The sequence below is a fragment of the Kribbella sp. NBC_00382 genome, assembly GCF_036067295.1.
In the GTDB taxonomy this organism is placed as follows: domain Bacteria; phylum Actinomycetota; class Actinomycetes; order Propionibacteriales; family Kribbellaceae; genus Kribbella.
The window spans coordinates 8,006,014-8,021,017 of the sequence record NZ_CP107954.1 but is presented as its reverse complement, the minus strand read 5'-3'; the positions used below and the strand labels follow the sequence as shown (position 1 = coordinate 8,021,017).

At 68.1% G+C, this 15,004-nt stretch carries 17 protein-coding genes; 12 read left to right on the top strand and 5 right to left on the bottom strand.

All coding sequences use genetic code 11. From position 1 onward, the window contains the following. Positions 1–48: 48 nt before the first annotated feature. Positions 49–1,674, bottom strand: a complete 1,626-nt coding sequence (locus tag OHA70_RS37600; protein ID WP_328326257.1) for an APC family permease — start codon at positions 1,672–1,674, stop codon at positions 49–51. Between the two features lie 134 nt (positions 1,675–1,808). On the opposite strand from OHA70_RS37600, the gene OHA70_RS37595 reads away from it, so the two are divergent. Both OHA70_RS37595 and OHA70_RS37590 read left to right on the top strand, forming a co-directional pair. Continuing rightward, positions 1,809–2,747, top strand: a complete 939-nt coding sequence (locus tag OHA70_RS37595) for a tyrosine recombinase XerC (RefSeq protein ID WP_328326255.1) — start codon at positions 1,809–1,811, stop codon at positions 2,745–2,747. A 31-nt stretch (positions 2,748–2,778) separates the two neighbouring features. Beyond that, positions 2,779–3,258, top strand: coding sequence for an RrF2 family transcriptional regulator (locus OHA70_RS37590; protein WP_328326253.1), 480 nt, complete (start codon positions 2,779–2,781; stop codon positions 3,256–3,258). A gap of 23 nt (positions 3,259–3,281) precedes the next feature. Here OHA70_RS37590 and OHA70_RS37585 read toward each other — a convergent pair whose 3' ends face one another. Further along, complete coding sequence (locus tag OHA70_RS37585; protein WP_328326251.1) at positions 3,282–3,998, bottom strand: M23 family metallopeptidase; 717 nt, start codon at positions 3,996–3,998, stop codon at positions 3,282–3,284. 326 nt (positions 3,999–4,324) lie between these two features. On the opposite strand from OHA70_RS37585, the gene rpsB reads away from it, so the two are divergent. The 6 genes from rpsB to OHA70_RS37555 all read left to right on the top strand — a co-directional run bounded on the left by rpsB (position 4,325) and on the right by OHA70_RS37555 (position 9,231). Further along, positions 4,325–5,311 carry a 30S ribosomal protein S2 gene (gene rpsB / locus OHA70_RS37580; protein WP_328326248.1) on the top strand — a complete coding sequence of 329 codons (987 nt, stop codon included), beginning with the start codon at positions 4,325–4,327 and terminating at the stop codon, positions 5,309–5,311. A 144-nt stretch (positions 5,312–5,455) separates the two neighbouring features. Further along, positions 5,456–6,274 carry a translation elongation factor Ts gene (gene tsf, locus OHA70_RS37575; RefSeq protein WP_328326246.1) on the top strand — a complete coding sequence of 273 codons (819 nt, stop codon included), beginning with the start codon at positions 5,456–5,458 and terminating at the stop codon, positions 6,272–6,274. 49 nt (positions 6,275–6,323) lie between these two features. Continuing rightward, on the top strand, positions 6,324–7,085 hold the full coding sequence (gene pyrH / locus OHA70_RS37570; RefSeq protein WP_442913855.1) for a UMP kinase: 762 nt from the start codon (positions 6,324–6,326) through the stop codon (positions 7,083–7,085). A 118-nt stretch (positions 7,086–7,203) separates the two neighbouring features. Next, complete coding sequence (gene frr / locus OHA70_RS37565; RefSeq protein ID WP_425552180.1) at positions 7,204–7,758, top strand: ribosome recycling factor; 555 nt, start codon at positions 7,204–7,206, stop codon at positions 7,756–7,758. Then, positions 7,758–8,591 carry a phosphatidate cytidylyltransferase gene (locus tag OHA70_RS37560; RefSeq protein ID WP_328326242.1) on the top strand — a complete coding sequence of 278 codons (834 nt, stop codon included), beginning with the start codon at positions 7,758–7,760 and terminating at the stop codon, positions 8,589–8,591. The genes frr and OHA70_RS37560 overlap by 1 nt, the downstream gene beginning before the upstream one ends. A 31-nt stretch (positions 8,592–8,622) precedes the next feature. After that, on the top strand, positions 8,623–9,231 hold the full coding sequence (locus OHA70_RS37555; RefSeq protein ID WP_328326240.1) for a GNAT family N-acetyltransferase: 609 nt from the start codon (positions 8,623–8,625) through the stop codon (positions 9,229–9,231). Here OHA70_RS37555 and OHA70_RS37550 read toward each other — a convergent pair. Beyond that, positions 9,221–10,255: an LLM class flavin-dependent oxidoreductase gene (locus tag OHA70_RS37550; RefSeq protein ID WP_328326238.1), complete on the bottom strand. Its 1,035-nt coding sequence runs from the start codon at positions 10,253–10,255 to the stop codon at positions 9,221–9,223. The genes OHA70_RS37555 and OHA70_RS37550 overlap by 11 nt on opposite strands. A gap of 260 nt (positions 10,256–10,515) precedes the next feature. Between OHA70_RS37550 and OHA70_RS37545 the strand changes: the two genes are divergently transcribed. From OHA70_RS37545 to OHA70_RS37530, 4 genes are all read left to right on the top strand, one after another. Then, positions 10,516–11,280: a C39 family peptidase gene (locus tag OHA70_RS37545; protein WP_328326236.1), complete on the top strand. Its 765-nt coding sequence runs from the start codon at positions 10,516–10,518 to the stop codon at positions 11,278–11,280. A gap of 67 nt (positions 11,281–11,347) precedes the next feature. Beyond that, complete coding sequence (locus tag OHA70_RS37540; RefSeq protein ID WP_328326234.1) at positions 11,348–11,647, top strand: SelT/SelW/SelH family protein; 300 nt, start codon at positions 11,348–11,350, stop codon at positions 11,645–11,647. Between the two features lie 63 nt (positions 11,648–11,710). Next, the gene (rlmN, locus tag OHA70_RS37535) at positions 11,711–12,832 is read left to right on the top strand and encodes a 23S rRNA (adenine(2503)-C(2))-methyltransferase RlmN (RefSeq protein ID WP_328326233.1); all 1,122 of its coding nucleotides are present in this window, start codon (positions 11,711–11,713) and stop codon (positions 12,830–12,832) included. A gap of 4 nt (positions 12,833–12,836) precedes the next feature. Then, positions 12,837–13,340: a DivIVA domain-containing protein gene (locus OHA70_RS37530; protein ID WP_328326232.1), complete on the top strand. Its 504-nt coding sequence runs from the start codon at positions 12,837–12,839 to the stop codon at positions 13,338–13,340. Positions 13,341–13,368: 28 nt separating this feature from the next. Here OHA70_RS37530 and dhaK read toward each other — a convergent pair whose 3' ends face one another. After that, positions 13,369–14,364 carry a dihydroxyacetone kinase subunit DhaK gene (dhaK, locus tag OHA70_RS37525; RefSeq protein ID WP_328326230.1) on the bottom strand — a complete coding sequence of 332 codons (996 nt, stop codon included), beginning with the start codon at positions 14,362–14,364 and terminating at the stop codon, positions 13,369–13,371. Next, positions 14,361–15,002, bottom strand: coding sequence for a dihydroxyacetone kinase subunit DhaL (gene dhaL, locus OHA70_RS37520; protein WP_328326228.1), 642 nt, complete (start codon positions 15,000–15,002; stop codon positions 14,361–14,363). The genes dhaK and dhaL overlap by 4 nt, the downstream gene beginning before the upstream one ends. Between the last annotated feature and the right edge of the window lie 2 nt (positions 15,003–15,004).

The window sequence follows — 15,004 nt, the reverse complement described above, 5'->3', positions numbered from 1 at the left end:
GATCGCGAAAACGACTTCGGGGCCTGTGGATAACAGGCCCCGAAGTCGTCAGTTCCGCATGTGTTTGCCGCGCGTCGACTGCTTCGACGGTGGTGGCGTCCGGATCGCCCGGAGTTCGCCGGTGTCGGACTCGCTCCGGATCGCCTGCAGACCGCCCGTGCCCGGGTCCGTGTCGCCGATGTCGAAGTCCCAGCTGTCCTCGTTCGCCAGCCGGCTGTGCCAGCGGCCGTACAGGCCGTAGATCGCTAGGCCGACCGCCATCCAGATCGCGAACTTCGTCCACGTACTGGTCCGCAGGTTGAGCATCAGCCACAGTGTCGCGGCCAGCGACAGCAGCGGGATCAGCGGCACCATCGGGACCCGGAAGCCACGCTCCAGGTTCGGCTCGGTCCGGCGCAGCGTCAGCACTCCGACGGCACAGAACGCGAAGCAGAACAGCGCACCGATGACGAGCAGCTCTTCGAGGTCGAGCACCTTCGGGTACAGCGTCAGCGCGATCGCCGCCGCTCCCGCCGCGGTGGCCGCACGGGCGGGCGAGGAGTAGACCCGGCTGACCCGGCCCAGGCTCTTCGGCAGCAGGCCGTCACGGCCCATGTTGAAGAGCACCCGGCTCTGCGCGATCAACACGACCATGATCACCGTCATCAACGCGAGCAAGGCCCCGAGATTGACCACGTTCGCCGCCCAGCCCTCGCCGACGGCCGACATCGCCTCCGACACCGGCGCGGCGCCGCCCAGCTGGCTGGACGGGCGCATTCCGACCAGGACGACCGCCATCGCGACGTACAGGATCGTGACGGCGCCGACGCCGAGCAGCATGCCCTGCGGCACGGTCTTGCGCGGGCTGCGGGCGTCCTCGGACGCGGTCGCGATCAGGTCGAAGCCGATGAAGGCGAAGACGATCGAGCTGGCCGCGGTGAAGATGCCCATCAGGCCGAACGAGCCGAACGAGGAGTCCAGGATCCAGCTCAGCAGAGTGGGGCTGGCCGTCGCCGGTGCGGGGCGCGCGTCCGGGACGAACGGCTTGTAGTTGTCGAAGTTGATGTGCGTGGCGCCGACGACGACGACCAGCAGGATCACGGCCACCTTCGCCATCACGACGACGGTGAGCACGCGGGACGACAATTTGGTGCCGGTGACGATCAGCGCGGTCAGCACCAGCAGCAACAGCGGCGCGACCAGGTTCAGCTTGGCGTCGGGGCCGAAGAACTGGGCCACGCTGGCGGGCAAGCTGACGCCGAACCCGTCCAGGGTCGCGAGGAAGTACGCCGACCAGACCCGCGCCACGATGGCGGCGGCGGTGACGAGCTCGAGCACCAGGGCCCAGCCGACCAGCCAGGCCCACATCTCGCCAAAGGTCACATAGCTGAAGGTGTACGCGCTACCTGAGACGGGGATCGTCGACGACAGTTCCGCGTAACAGGCCGCAGCCAATACGCAAACCACCGCCGCGATCAGGAACGACACAATCACGGCGGGGCCGGCGACGTTCGCCGCCTGCTTACCGCTGAGACTGAAAATGCCGGACCCGATCATCACACCCAGTCCAAGTACGACTAGGTCGCGACGACCGAACAAGCGCGGCAGACGGTGCCGCGCATCCTCGACTCGAGTGAACGCCGACTCGACCGGCAGGCGCCGGCCTACGGTCTGTCCGTTCGCTGAGGGGGCCATGGTCAGGGGTGCCTCCGTTGCTACTAGGGCAATCGGGCCGAACAGTAGTCGACCAGTGGGGATTCGGGCCAGACCTCCTCGGTTCTGCCGCGCGGTGGCTTGCGATGCCGTGGCCACTCCCGCATGGTCAGCACATGGTGCCGGACGAGGTCAGTGCAACGCCTTCCAGGCGGGAAGATTTCGCTGTGTTACTGGCTGACTACGAACGGCATCTGACGGCGGAAAGAGACCTCAGCAAACACTCGGTCCGAGCCTACATGGGCGATGTGATGGATTTAATCGAGCATTTGACTCGGCTTGGTCACGATGATCTGAGCGGGCTCGACATCCGTGGTCTGCGGTCCTGGCTGGCCAAGCAGCAGAGCCTCGGCAAGTCGCGCAGCACGATGGCGAGGCGCGCGACCGCCGCCCGGGTCTTCACCGCCTGGGCGCAGCGGACCGGGCGGATCGAGACCGATCCCGGCGCGTTGCTCGCCAGCCCGAAACCGCACAAGTCGTTGCCCGGCGTACTGGGGCAGGCCGACACGCGGGCGGTGCTCGACGCCGCGGCGGTCGCCGCCGATGACGGGAGCCCGGTCGGGCTTCGTGATCTGGCGATCATGGAGTTGCTCTATGCAACGGGTATCCGGGTCGGGGAGTTGTGCGCGATCGATGTCGACGACGTCGACGCGGGCCGGCGGGTGATCCGCGTCTTCGGCAAGGGCCGCAAGGAACGCTCGGTGCCGTATGGCGTACCGGCTGGGGTTGCTCTGGACGGGTGGCTGGACGGGGCGCGGCCGAAGTTGTTCCGGCCGGGAAGTGGGCCTGCGCTGTTCCTCGGAGCGCGCGGGGCTCGGATCGACCAGCGGACCGTGCGGCGGCTCGTGCATGCCCGGATGGAGGCGGTCGACGCGGATCTCTCGCCGCACGGCATGCGGCATACGGCGGCGACGCACCTGCTCGAAGGCGGTGCGGACCTGCGCAGCGTGCAGGAGTTGCTCGGTCACGCTTCGCTGGCGACCACGCAGATCTACACCCACGTGTCGGGGGATCGATTGCGACGCGCCTACGAACAAGCGCATCCACGGGCCTGACCGAGGGCCTCGATACGGCAGACTGCGGAGTATGCGGGTTTCGGCGAAGTCTGACTATGCGTTGCGGGCGCTGATCGAGATCACCCAGCGGTGGGTGGCCGACGATCCTTCGGTGGTGTCGGCCGAGGAGTTGAGTCGGGCGCAGGGGATTCCGCACGGCTTCCTGCAGGGGATCCTCGCCGACCTGCGGCGGGCCGGCGTGTTGTCGAGCCAGCGCGGTCAGTCCGGCGGGTGGAAGCTCGCCGTCGACCCGAACGAGGTGTCGGTGGCCGACGTCATGCGGGCGGTGGACGGGCCGATCGTGAGCATTTCGGGGGTTCGGCCGGAGAGCGTGGCGTACAACGAGCGGGCTGTCGTGCTGCAGCGGGTGTGGATCGCGGCGCGGGCGAGCCTGCGGGACGTGTTGGAGCACACGACGCTGACCGACCTGGCCAAGGGCAAGCTGCCGGCCGGTGTCGAGCGCCGCTCGAAAGACGAAGACGCCTGGCAGGCACGAGTCCCGGGCAGCTGATCCGGGGTCGATTTGGCGGGGCATCAGTGCCGCCTGATGAGAATGCTGCCGATGAGGGTGGCCGCGGCTGCCAGGCCGACGACCACGGTCGAGGCGAGGCCGCCTTGGGGAGAGGCTTGCGCCGTCGGCTGGGTGCGCTGAGGTGGGCGTGGTTGTGGGGTGCCGCTCGGCTGAGTGTCGGCAGGGTCGGTCGGCGTGTTGGTGGGGTGGAGTGGCGGAGCTCTGTGTGGAGTGTTCGGGAGTAGGCGGACTGGGCGGTGGGGGAGCAGGGTTAGTGGGTTGAGGTAGGTGGTTGCTTGGAGTAGGCCCCAGTGGAGGCAAGTTGCTGGGGTGCAGTGCGAGGCGGCTGCTGAGAGGTGGCCTAGCGGGGTGCCTGGGGTGACGTGGGTGCCTTTGCGGACTGTGGGGATGACCGGTTCGTAGGTGGTGCGGAGTGGGCCGTCGGTAATGACGATGACGCCGCGGCCGGCGAGGGGGCCGGCGTACGTGACCGTGCCGGAGGTGGCGGAGCGGACCTGCTGGCCGGGGGAGCCGCGCAGGTCTAGGCCGCGGTGGCCGGGGAGCCAGGGCTTGGGCGGTGGTTCGAAGCCGCGGACGACCTCGGGTCGAGGGGTGAGCGGCCACACCGCGCCCGGCTGCGCCGGGGCGGCGGTCAGCGGGGTTGGCGGACCGGCGGTCGGTGGCGTGGAGGGGGCGGTTGAGGGCAGGAGGAAGGCGGCGGCGAGGAGGAAAGGGGTCATACAAGGAATGTGCCGTTGGGAGGGTGGGATGCGGGTGGGGAATTGGTGGGGTGTGGACAAGTGGGGCCGGTTAGGTTTGGGTGGCGGGTTTCCCGTAGACTTTTGGTGGCGTCCCACGTGAGTGGGGCGACTTCGCACGCCCGCATGCCCCGAACCTGACTTCAGTACTGACTGGAGGCGGTGGGGGCGCACCACTCGGTCCCGGTTTTCCGGGGTCGGTGCGCGCTGGCGTCAGGCGCAACGGACCAAACCCGGTCCGCTGCGGACCAACCGAGACTGTGCCGTCCGAGTGTGCAACGCCGGGCCGGCACGACAGGAGGAACCTCATGGCCGTCGTGACCATGAAGCAGCTGCTCGAGAGCGGCGTCCACTTCGGGCACCAGACCCGTCGCTGGAACCCGAAGATGAAGCGATTCATCTTCACCGAGCGCAACGGCATCTACATCATCGACCTGCAGCAGTCGCTGTCGTACATCGACCGCGCCTACGAGTTCGTCCGGAGCACCGTCGCCTCCGGCGGCGCGATCCTGTTCGTCGGTACCAAGAAGCAGGCCCAGGAAGCGATCGCCGAGCAGGCGACCCGGGTCGGCATGCCCTACGTGAACCAGCGCTGGCTGGGCGGCATGCTCACCAACTTCCAGACCGTCAACAAGCGGCTCCAGCGTCTCAAGGAGCTCGAGCTGCTCGACTTCGACGACGTCGCCGCCTCCGGTGTGACGAAGAAGGAGCTGCTGCAGAAGCGTCGCGAGCACGACAAGCTGCTCAAGACCCTCGGCGGCATCCGCGACATGGGCCGGGTTCCGGCCGCTGTCTGGATCGTCGACACCAAGAAGGAGCACCTCGCCGTTGACGAGGCGCGCAAGCTCAAGCTGCCGATCATCGGCATCCTGGACACCAACTGCGACCCGGACGAGGTCGACTTCCCGATCCCGGGCAACGACGACGCGATCCGTTCGGTCGGCCTGCTGACCCGCGTGGTCGCCGACGCCGTCGCCGATGGTCTGATGTCGCGCGGTGGCCAGGGTGCGGCCGCGGCCGGCGAGGAGCTGGGTGCCGAGGAGCCGCTGGCCGCTTGGGAGCGCGAGCTGCTGGAGAGCCAGAACGGCGCCACCACGGAGGCGAAGGCCGACGAGGCCCCCGCCGCTGAGGCTGCCGCTGTCGAGGCGCCCGCCGCCGAGGCTGCTGTCGAGGCCCCCGCCGCTGAGGCTCCGGCCGCTGAGGTTGAGGCTCCGGCTGCCGAGGAGGCCGCTGTCGAGGCTCCGGCCGCCGAGGCGACCGAGGCACCGGCCGCGGACGAGGCTCCGAAGGCCTGACCGCTCTGTCATCCGCTGGGCGCGGAGGCCGGTCGCCGTATTACGGCACCCCGGCCCCGCGCCCGGCGATGACATAGCCGCCGGCGCAGTCCGAGCGGCGAATCCCATCAGCTGACGCACCACACAAGACTGAGAGATCGAGGAATGGCGAACTACACCGCCGCAGACGTGAAGCGGCTCCGCGACGCCACCGGCGCGGGCATGATGGACGCGAAGAAGGCACTCGAGACCACCGACGGTGACTTCGAGAAGGCGATCGAGGAGCTGCGCATCCACGGCGCCGCCAAGGCCGCCAAGCGTGGCGCCGAGCGCTCCGCCACCAACGGCCTGGTCGCCGCCGCGGAGAACGCGATGGTCCAGTTCAACTGCGAGACCGACTTCGTCGCCAAGAACGAGCAGTTCCAGCAGCTCGCGGCCGACATCGTCGCGCACGCGTCGGCCAGCAAGGTCGGCGACGTCGAGGGTCTGCTCGGCGAGAAGCTGGCCGACGGCAAGAGCGTCGCCGAGAACATCGAGGCGCTGGCCGCGGTGATCGGTGAGAAGCTCGAGCTCGGCAAGGTCGCCGTCTTCGACGGCAAGGTCGCCGCGTACATGCACAAGCGTGCCGCCGACCTCCCGGCCCAGGTCGGCGTGCTGGTCGAGTTCGAGGGCGACAACGCCGAGGCCGCCCGTGGCGCTGCCATGCAGGCCGCCGCGATGCGTCCGCTCTACACCACCCGCGACGAGGTCCCGGCCGAGACGGTCGAGAGCGAGAAGCGGATCGCCGAGGCCACCGCCCGCGAAGAGGGCAAGCCGGAGCAGGCACTGCCGAAGATCATCGAAGGCCGGGTGAACGGCTTCTTCAAGGAGGTCGTGCTGCTCGAGCAGTCGTCGGTGCAGGAGAACAAGAAGACCGTGAAGGCGGTCCTCGACGAGGCCGGCGTGACCGTCAAGCGGTTCGCTCGCTTCGAGGTCGGAGCCTGACGGTTCCCCGACCACACCAATAAAAGCAGTCGACGAGGAGGCCGGAGTCGTGACGGAAACCCTGGGTACCGAGACGAATCCGGCCTCTGAGCCGTTCGACCCGGCCTATCGCCGGGTGCTGCTGAAGTTGTCGGGTGAGGTGTTCGGCGGTGGCAAGCTCGGCGTCGACCCCGACGTGGTCAACTCCATCGCCAAGCAGATCGCGGAGGTCGTGCGCTCCGGCGTACAGGTCGCCGTGGTGGTCGGCGGTGGCAACTTCTTCCGCGGCGCCGAGCTGCAGCAGCGCGGGATGGAGCGCAACCGCGCCGACTACATGGGCATGCTCGGCACGGTGATGAACTGCCTGGCGCTGCAGGACTTCCTGGAGAAGCTGGGCGTCGAGACCCGGGTCCAGACCGCCATCACGATGGGCCAGGTCGCCGAGCCGTACATCCCGCGCAAGGCCGACCGGCACCTGTCCAAGGGCCGCGTGGTGATCTTCGGCGCCGGTTCCGGCATGCCGTACTTCTCCACCGACACGGTCGCCGCCCAGCGCGCGCTGGAGATCGGCGCCGAGACGCTGCTGATGGGCAAGCAGGGTGTCGACGGGGTCTACGACTCCGACCCCAAGAAGAACCCCGACGCGGTCAAGTTCGACCAGCTGTCGTACGACGACTTCCTGGCCCGCGGCCTGCGGGTCGCCGACGCGACCGCGATCAGCCTGGCCCGGGACAACGCGCTGCCGATCGTGATCTTCGGACTCGAGGAGGGCAACATCGCCCGCGTCGTCCGTGGTGAGAAGATCGGCACGGTCGTCTCCCCGGGGCAGTAGCGCACCCACTAAGATCACGGCCAACACACGGGCGCAGGTCCGTGGAGTGGTACACCAGCGTTCGTAGGGTTGGATCAGGCCGCACCGACGCGGCCCCGAGGAAGCGAGGAATGTCGTGATCGACGAAGCACTCCGCGAAGCCGAGCAGAAGATGGCGAAGGCCGTGGAGGTCGCCAAGGACGATTTCGCCGCGATCCGCACCGGCCGCGCGCACCCGTCGATGTTCTCGAACATCGTGGCGGACTACTACGGTTCGCCGACGCCGCTGCAGCAGCTGGCCGGCTTCCAGGTGCCGGACCCCCGTACCGTCCTCATCTCCCCGTACGACAAGGGCGCGATGGCGGCGATCGAGAAGGCGATCCGCGACTCCGACCTGGGGGTCAACCCGGGTAACGACGGCTCGGTCATCCGGGTGACGATGCCGCAGCTCACCGAGGACCGCCGCAAGGAGTACATCAAGGTCGCCAAGACCAAGGGCGAGGACGCGAAGATCTCGGTCCGCAGCATCCGCCGGCACGCCATGGACTCGATCGGCAAGTCGGTCAAGGACGGCGAAGCGGGCGAGGACGAGGGCAAGAGTGCTGAGAAGCGGCTGGACGGGATGACGAAGAAGTACGTCGACTCGATCGACCAGCTGCTCAAGCACAAGGAAGCCGAACTGCTCGAGGTGTGATGGGCGTCGACCAGAGCACCCCCGCGCCGAGCCGCGCCGGGCGCAACCTGCCCGCGGCGATCGGTGTCGGGGTCGGTCTCGGTGCGGTCATCATCGGTTCGCTCTTCTGGTACAAGGCTCTGTTCGTGCTCGTCGTGCTGGCCGCGGTCATCGCGGCCGTCGACGAGCTGGTCCGGGTGTTCCACGCCAGCGGCGCCAAGCTGTCCCGGATCCCGCTGTTCATCGGTACGACGGCGATGCTCATCACCGCGTACTACGGCGGCCCGCTGGCGCTGCTGATCGCGATGGCGCTGACCGTGCTGGCGACGATCTTCTGGCGGATGCCGGGCGGATCGATCGGCTTCGTCCGCGACATCACCACCAACGTCTTCCTGATCGGCTACGTGCCGCTGCTGGCCGGGTTCGCGATCCTGCTCGTCCAGCCGGACGACGACGGCCCGCAGCGCGTGGTGACCTTCTTCCTGGTCGTGGTGGCCAGCGATGTCGGTGGCTACGTGGCCGGCGTTCTGTTCGGCAAGCACCCGATGGCGCCGACGATCAGCCCGAAGAAGTCCTGGGAAGGGTTCGCCGGCTCCACTCTGGCCTGTATCGGCGCCGGCATCGGCTCCGTGGTCTGGCTGCTCGACGGCCACTGGTGGGTCGGCGCGATCATCGGTGGGATCGCGGTGCTGACCGCGACGGTCGGCGATCTGGCCGAGTCGATGATCAAGCGCGACCTCGGGATCAAGGACATGTCGAACCTGCTGCCCGGCCACGGCGGCGTGATGGATCGGCTGGATTCCTTGCTGGCAACGGCTCCGGCGGTCTGGCTGTTGCTACATCTACTCGTTTGACGAATGCGGCGGCGCCGGGTTGCATGGCGGTATGACCATCGCACCCGACGGCCGCCCCCTCCACGGTGGCATCGTCCGGCTGGACCGACTCGTTGCCTCTGACATCGATTCTCTGTACGCCGCGATCGCCAGCGAGCAGGTGTACGCCGGTGGCTTCGGCGGCGGTCCGGCCGCGATGCCGACCAGCGTCGGGCACATGCGCGAGACCTGGATCCCGGCAGCCGCTCACCGCGTCGCGTACGTCGTCCGGCTGGCCGCCGACAGCGAGCTGGGTGCCGAGGGCACCGTTGTCGGCACGTCGAGCCTGGCCGATGTCGACCTGCACAACGAGCGCACCCACCTCGGCTTCACCGGGTACGCGCCGGCCGTGTGGGGCACGAAGGTCAACCCCGCGGCGAAGCTCCTGCTGCTTCAGCACGCCTTCGAGGACTGTGGATTCGGCCGGGTGAAGATCCAGACCGGGCTCGCCAACACTCGCTCGCAGGCCGCGATCGCCAAGCTCGGCGCCACGCGCGAAGGCGTCCTCCGCCGGCACATGAAGCTGGCCGACGGTTCATGGCGCGACACCGTCGTCTTCTCGATCCTCGCCGACGAGTGGCCCGACGTCCGCAACCGTCTCCAGGAGCGGATCAGCGGCTAGCGAGACTCCTGAGCCCGGCGAGTTCAGCTAACAGGCGGTAGGACTCCACCAGGTCGGCACGGTCGTACGTGTTCGTAGTGACCAGTACTTCGTCTGCGCCCGTCCGCTGCACCAGCCCGCCCAGCGCGCTGTCCACTTCGGCGGGCGTTCCGTAGATCTGCCCGCTCAGCGACGACTCGAAGAACCCGCGCTCCTTCTCGGTCATGTCGATCCCGAGCACCGTAGAGAGCGCCTGCAACGGCGGGAAGACCCCACGGGTCCGTGAGTAGGCGCTGGACCAGGCCTCAGGCAGCAGTAGTCGCCTGGCCGCCTTAGTAGTCTCAGCCACGGCCACTGTCGCGGCCAGTACTACGTAAGGCGCACCCGCCCAAGCAGAAGGCTTGAAGTCGGTGCGGTAGCGATTAATGAGGCTCAAGAGCTCCTGCTCGCCCTTGACCCCCGCGATCACCAGGGGGAGTCCGAGCGAGGCTGCCAGCACAGCGCCTTCCCCGATCGCCAGCACAAACGGCGGTACGGTCAGGCCCTCACCGGGACGGGCGTGCACCTGCGGATGGCTCTGCTGCGTCCCTGAGAAGTAGCCGAGCAGTTCCTGTACCTGATCGCTGAAGTCCTCCGCCGCATCCTTCTCGACGCCAAGCGCCCGCCGGATCCCGTTGGTGAAGCCGACCGACCGCCCGAGCCCCATGTCGATCCGCCCCGGGAACAGCGACTCCAGTACCCCGAACTGCTCCGCCACAACCAATGGCTGGTGATTGGGAAGCATCACCCCACCAGTACCAACGCGGATGCGAGACGTAGACGCCGCGACAGCCGCCGCAAGCACAGTCGGAGCCGAACCGACCACGCCCGGCACGCTGTGATGCTCCGACACCCAGAACCGGTGGTACCCGAGTTCCTCGACCTGCTGCGCGAGTCGAACGGTCCCGCGAAGCGTCTCGGCCTCCGTCTCGCCCGCTCGCGTCCGGGACCGGTCCAAAACCGACAGCGGAACCCCTGCGAGCGCAGTACCGGCGAGTGAGTCCATGCAGAGTCCAACTGCCCCGCCCAGAGACCCATTCCCCGTCGGATTCGATCTGAGTCGAAATCGGCGGTGAAATTTTCACCGCTCTCAAAACGCTGCGGAAACCTGCTGACAACGCTCTGACCTGCGGAAACACCGCGCTGGCAGTCGCTGAGTGTGCTCGTTCATGCCCGGAGCGTGGGTTTACAAGCCCGGCCGGGAGGAATCCACTGACATGTGCGACGGCCACGGAGGCCGCCGCGTCGAGGGCTTGAGGAGCTCACATGAACAGTGATCTGTTCCAGCCGCCCGTGAGGCTCGGGAGGCGTACGACGATGAAGTTGAAGGCCGCGGCATGCGGTCTGGCCCTGATAGCCGGTGTGTCGATTCCGATGGCCGCATCGGCCTCAGTGGCACCCGGTCCGGCGGCTACCACCCAATCCGGCGCTGCCAAGGCCGGTACTGCGTTCTCCAGCGGCGCGCTGGCCGCCAACTCGGCCGCAGCGGCGAAGAAGGTGCCGACGCTCGGGCACTCGACCCAGACGCTGCGCTCGCTGAGCATCGACTTCCAGTACCAGCAGACCGGCTACTGGTGTGGTCCGGCCGCCACCCGGATCGCCCTGTCGGCCCGGATGTCCGCACCGAGCCAGCAGGAGCTGGCCAACCAGCTCGGCACCGACGAGGACGGCACCGACTGGATCGGCCTGGTCACCGGCGTGCTCAATAACCGGCTGAACACCGGGTACTACGAGACCAAGGAGATGCCGAACGATCCGCCGACGCAGGCGCAGCGTGACCTGCTCTGGTACGACATCCAGTACGACATCGACCGCGGCTACGCGATCGTCGCGAACATCGTTGCCCCGGCCAGCAACCACCCGCCGGGCTACCCGAACTACACGATCTGGCACTACTTCACGGTGATCGGCTACGACACCAGTGACTCGACCGTGCTGATCGCGGACCCGGCCGGCTTCGGCCCGGCGACGTACTGGCTCACCTTCAACCAGCTCGCCACCCTGATCCCGCCGAAGGGCTACTCCGCCTGACCCTGAGCCGACGCGGCGACTCCGGTCGCCGCGTCGGCCCATGCAGTGCGAAATGTAGGTTGAGGCCGTGAGCACAGAGCCTCGGTTGGAGATCCAGTACTGCACCCAGTGCCGGTGGTTGATGCGGGCCGCGTGGACCGCGCAGGAGTTGCTGACGACCTTCCCGAAGGAGCTGGGGGAGGTGGCGCTGGTACCGGGGACCGGTGGGATCTTCGACATCTCGCTGCAGGGTGAGCTGCTCTGGTCGCGGAAGGCCGAGGGCGGGTTCATCGAGTTGCCGCTGCTGAAGCAATTGGTCCGGGACCGGATCGCGCCGGACCGCCAGCTCGGCCACTCCGACCGCAAGGCCGACGCGACCGAGCTGTGATCCCCGGCACGTCGGGGATGTGAATTTGTGAATCGGCCAGCGGCCGCGCGACAATGGGAGGCGATGACTACCTCCCTCCCGCTCGTTTTCGATGAGCCGCGCCGTGCCAAGAAGCCGCCGCGGCACCTGGCCGACCTCACCGGGGAGGAGCGCCGGACCGCGGTCACCGCGCTCGGCGAGCCCGCGTTCCGGGCCAAGCAGTTGTCGAACCACTACTTCGCCCGGCTGACCGATGACCCGGCGGACATGACCGATCTGCCCGCCGCGACGCGCGACAAGCTGGTCGCCGAGTTGATGCCTCCGTTGCTGACCAAGGTCCGTGACATGGAGTGCGACAACGGGACCACGCGCAAGTCGCTGTGGAAGCTGCTGGACGGCTCGCTGGTCGAGTCCGTGCTGATGCGCTACAAGGACCGCACCACGATGTGCGTCTCATCGCAGGCGGGGTGCGGGATGGCGTGCCCGTTCTGCGCGACCGGCCAGGCGGGTCTGACCCGCAACATGAGCACCGCGGAGATCGTCGAGCAGGTCGTCGACGGTGCCCGCGCGCTGGCTCGTGGCGAGATCGCCGGTGGCCCGGGCCGGGTCAACAACATCGTCTTCATGGGCATGGGCGAGCCGATGGCCAACTACAAGGCCGTGATCGGCGCCGTACGCCGGTTCACCGAGCCTTCCCCTGATGGTCTGGGCATCTCGGCCCGTGGCGTGACCGTGTCGACCGTCGGCCTGGTGCCGCGGATCAACCAGCTCTCGACCGAGGGCATCCCGGTCACACTGGCGCTGTCGCTGCACGCGCCGGACGACGAGCTGCGCGACGAGCTGGTCCCGATCAACAACCGGTGGAAGGTCGACGAGGTACTCGACGCCGCCTGGGGTTACGCCGAGAAGACCAAGCGCCGCGTCTCGATCGAGTACGCGATGATCCGCGACATCAACGACCACGCCTGGCGGGCCGACCTGCTCGCCGAGAAGCTGGCCGCCCGCGGCGACTGGGGTTGGGTGCACGTCAACCTGATCCCGCTGAACCCGACGCCCGGCTCCAAGTGGACCGCCTCCGACCCGGCCGACGAGCGCGAGTTCGTCCGTCGCCTGCAGGCCGGCGGCATCCCGACCACCGTCCGCGACACCCGCGGCCAGGAGATCGACGGCGCCTGCGGCCAGCTCGCCGCCGCCAACAAGGACTGACCGCGTGCTCCGCCCGGAGTTCGCCGTCAAGCGCTTCGGCGAGCGGTACGACCGTGCGGACGTCGATGCGCTGGTCGAGCGGATCCTGGCGACGGTCAACCGCACCACTGCTCCGTCGGTGACGGTGCCGGAGCTGCGAGGCGCAGTACTTCGTACTCCGCTGCTCGGACAGGGGTACTCGGCCGACGAGGTCGACGACTTCCTGGCCGATGCCGAGCAGTGGATGCCGGACCGGCCGGTCGCGCGGCGGACGCCGAGCACGCAGCACCGGGAGGAGCCGGCCTTCACCGCCGTGCGGCTCCGCGAGGGGTACGACGTCGAGCAGGTCGACGCCTTCGTCGATCGGGTGATGGCGACTGTCAACGGCGACCCGGTCGAGCGGCCGGTGACGATCCGGCAGATCCGCAAGGTGCAGTTCACCCCGGTCCGGCTGGCCGAGGGCTACGACGTCGAAGAGGTCGACAACTGGCTCGACCAAGCCGAACGCTGGCTCACCGGCCAAGACTGAACCGCACCCCAATCGGCTGGCCGAGGCCTCAGAAGACTCGAACGGCTACCTCCGCAGGTGCCGAGAGCAACGAGGTGATCTCGTCGTCGAGCTTCACGAGGGTGACGGATGCTCCGGCCATGTCGAGGGAGGTGCAGTACTCGCCGACGTAGCTGCGGCCGACGGTGATGCCGCGCCCGGCTAATTGGTCGTGCGCACGCCCGTACAGGATGTAGAGCTCGCTGATCGGGGTGCCGCCCAGTCCGTTGATCATCAGCGCGACGTTGTCGCCGCGTTCGTAGGGCAGATCGGTGACGACGGCTTCGAGTAGTTCGTCGATGATGGTGTTGGCGTCGGCGAGCTTCTCCCGGCGGCGGCCGGGCTCGCCGTGGATGCCGACGCCGATCTCCATCTCGTCGTCGCCGAGCTCGAACAGCGGGCTGCCCTTGGCCGGCGGCGTACAGGACGTCAGCGCCATCCCCATCGTGCGGGTCACCGAGTTGACCTTCTCGCCGATCCGGACCAGCTCGTCCAGGTCCGCGCCGGACTCCGACGCCGCGCCGACCGCCTTGATGACGAAGAAGTTGCCGGCCACCCCACGACGACCGACCGTGTACGTCGAGTCCGACACCGCGACATCGTCGTCCACCATCAACGTCTTCACCGTGACGCCGTCGGCCTCGGCCATCTCGCGGCCCATGTCGAACGCCATCCGGTCACCGGTGTAGTTGTTGACCAGATGCAGTACGCCCTTCGGTGAGGCGAGCAGCTTGCTGGTCTCGAGCACGTAGTCCATCGGCGGCGCGGCGAACACGTCGCCCGGACAAGCGGCGTCGAGCATGCCCTTGCCGACGACCATCACGTGCGCCGGCTCGTGGCCGGAGCCCGATCCCTGGATGACCGAGACCTTGTCCGGGTTCGGCGCGTCGGTGCGCATGATCAGGTTGTACTCCGGGACGTACTTGAGCGTGTCCGGATTGGCGAGCGCGATGCCTTTGAGCATCTCCGGCACAAAGTTCTTGGGGTCGTTGACGAACTTCTTCACGAGGGGCCTCCTTGCCACTCTTGCACCAATGCCTCGAACAGGACGGCGACCGCCATCGCACCGGCGTCGACGCTGCCGATGCTGCGTTCGCCGGTGTAGGCGGCCCGCCCGCGACGGGCCTGCAGCTTCGCCGTGTCGTCGGCCGTGGTCCGGGCGACGGTCGCGGCAGCGCGGAGTACGGTGAGCGTGTCGTTGCCTTGGGCAACTTGACGCTCGATCTCGTCGGTCGCGGGGACGAGGGAGTCGAGCAGGGTCTTCTCGCCGAGGCTGGCGCCGCCGCGCGCCATGATTCCCTCGGCCGCGCTGCGCAGCATGGCCACCACGGTCGGTCCGTCCAGCTCCGTCTTGCCGGCCGCGGCGGTGGCGGCGCGCAGGAATCCCGTGCCCCAGATCGGTCCGGACGTACCGCCGATACGGCTGGTGATGACGACGGCGATCTTCTTGAGGAAGGTGGAGCTGTCGGTACGGTCGAAGCCGTCCCAGTCGGTCAGCACGATCTCGAAGCCTCGTGCGAGCGAGTAGCCGAAGTCGCCGTCCCCGACGACCGCGTCGAGATCGCCGAAGTACTTCTCGTTGTCCACGGCCGTCCGGGCGATCGTCTTGACCACCCTCTCGACCTCGGGAAGCGAATCAGCCATGA

Coding starts and splice junctions, on each gene's coding strand:
- OHA70_RS37600 (WP_328326257.1), bottom strand. CDS start 1,674: ATGGCCCCCTCAGCGAACGGACAGACCGTAGGCCGGCGCCTGCCGGTC.
- OHA70_RS37595 (WP_328326255.1), top strand. CDS start 1,809: ATGGTGCCGGACGAGGTCAGTGCAACGCCTTCCAGGCGGGAAGATTTC.
- OHA70_RS37590 (WP_328326253.1), top strand. CDS start 2,779: ATGCGGGTTTCGGCGAAGTCTGACTATGCGTTGCGGGCGCTGATCGAG.
- OHA70_RS37585 (WP_328326251.1), bottom strand. CDS start 3,998: ATGACCCCTTTCCTCCTCGCCGCCGCCTTCCTCCTGCCCTCAACCGCC.
- rpsB (WP_328326248.1), top strand. CDS start 4,325: ATGGCCGTCGTGACCATGAAGCAGCTGCTCGAGAGCGGCGTCCACTTC.
- tsf (WP_328326246.1), top strand. CDS start 5,456: ATGGCGAACTACACCGCCGCAGACGTGAAGCGGCTCCGCGACGCCACC.
- OHA70_RS37560 (WP_328326242.1), top strand. CDS start 7,758: ATGGGCGTCGACCAGAGCACCCCCGCGCCGAGCCGCGCCGGGCGCAAC.
- OHA70_RS37555 (WP_328326240.1), top strand. CDS start 8,623: ATGACCATCGCACCCGACGGCCGCCCCCTCCACGGTGGCATCGTCCGG.
- OHA70_RS37550 (WP_328326238.1), bottom strand. CDS start 10,255: ATGGACTCACTCGCCGGTACTGCGCTCGCAGGGGTTCCGCTGTCGGTT.
- OHA70_RS37545 (WP_328326236.1), top strand. CDS start 10,516: ATGAACAGTGATCTGTTCCAGCCGCCCGTGAGGCTCGGGAGGCGTACG.
- rlmN (WP_328326233.1), top strand. CDS start 11,711: ATGACTACCTCCCTCCCGCTCGTTTTCGATGAGCCGCGCCGTGCCAAG.
- dhaL (WP_328326228.1), bottom strand. CDS start 15,002: ATGGCTGATTCGCTTCCCGAGGTCGAGAGGGTGGTCAAGACGATCGCC.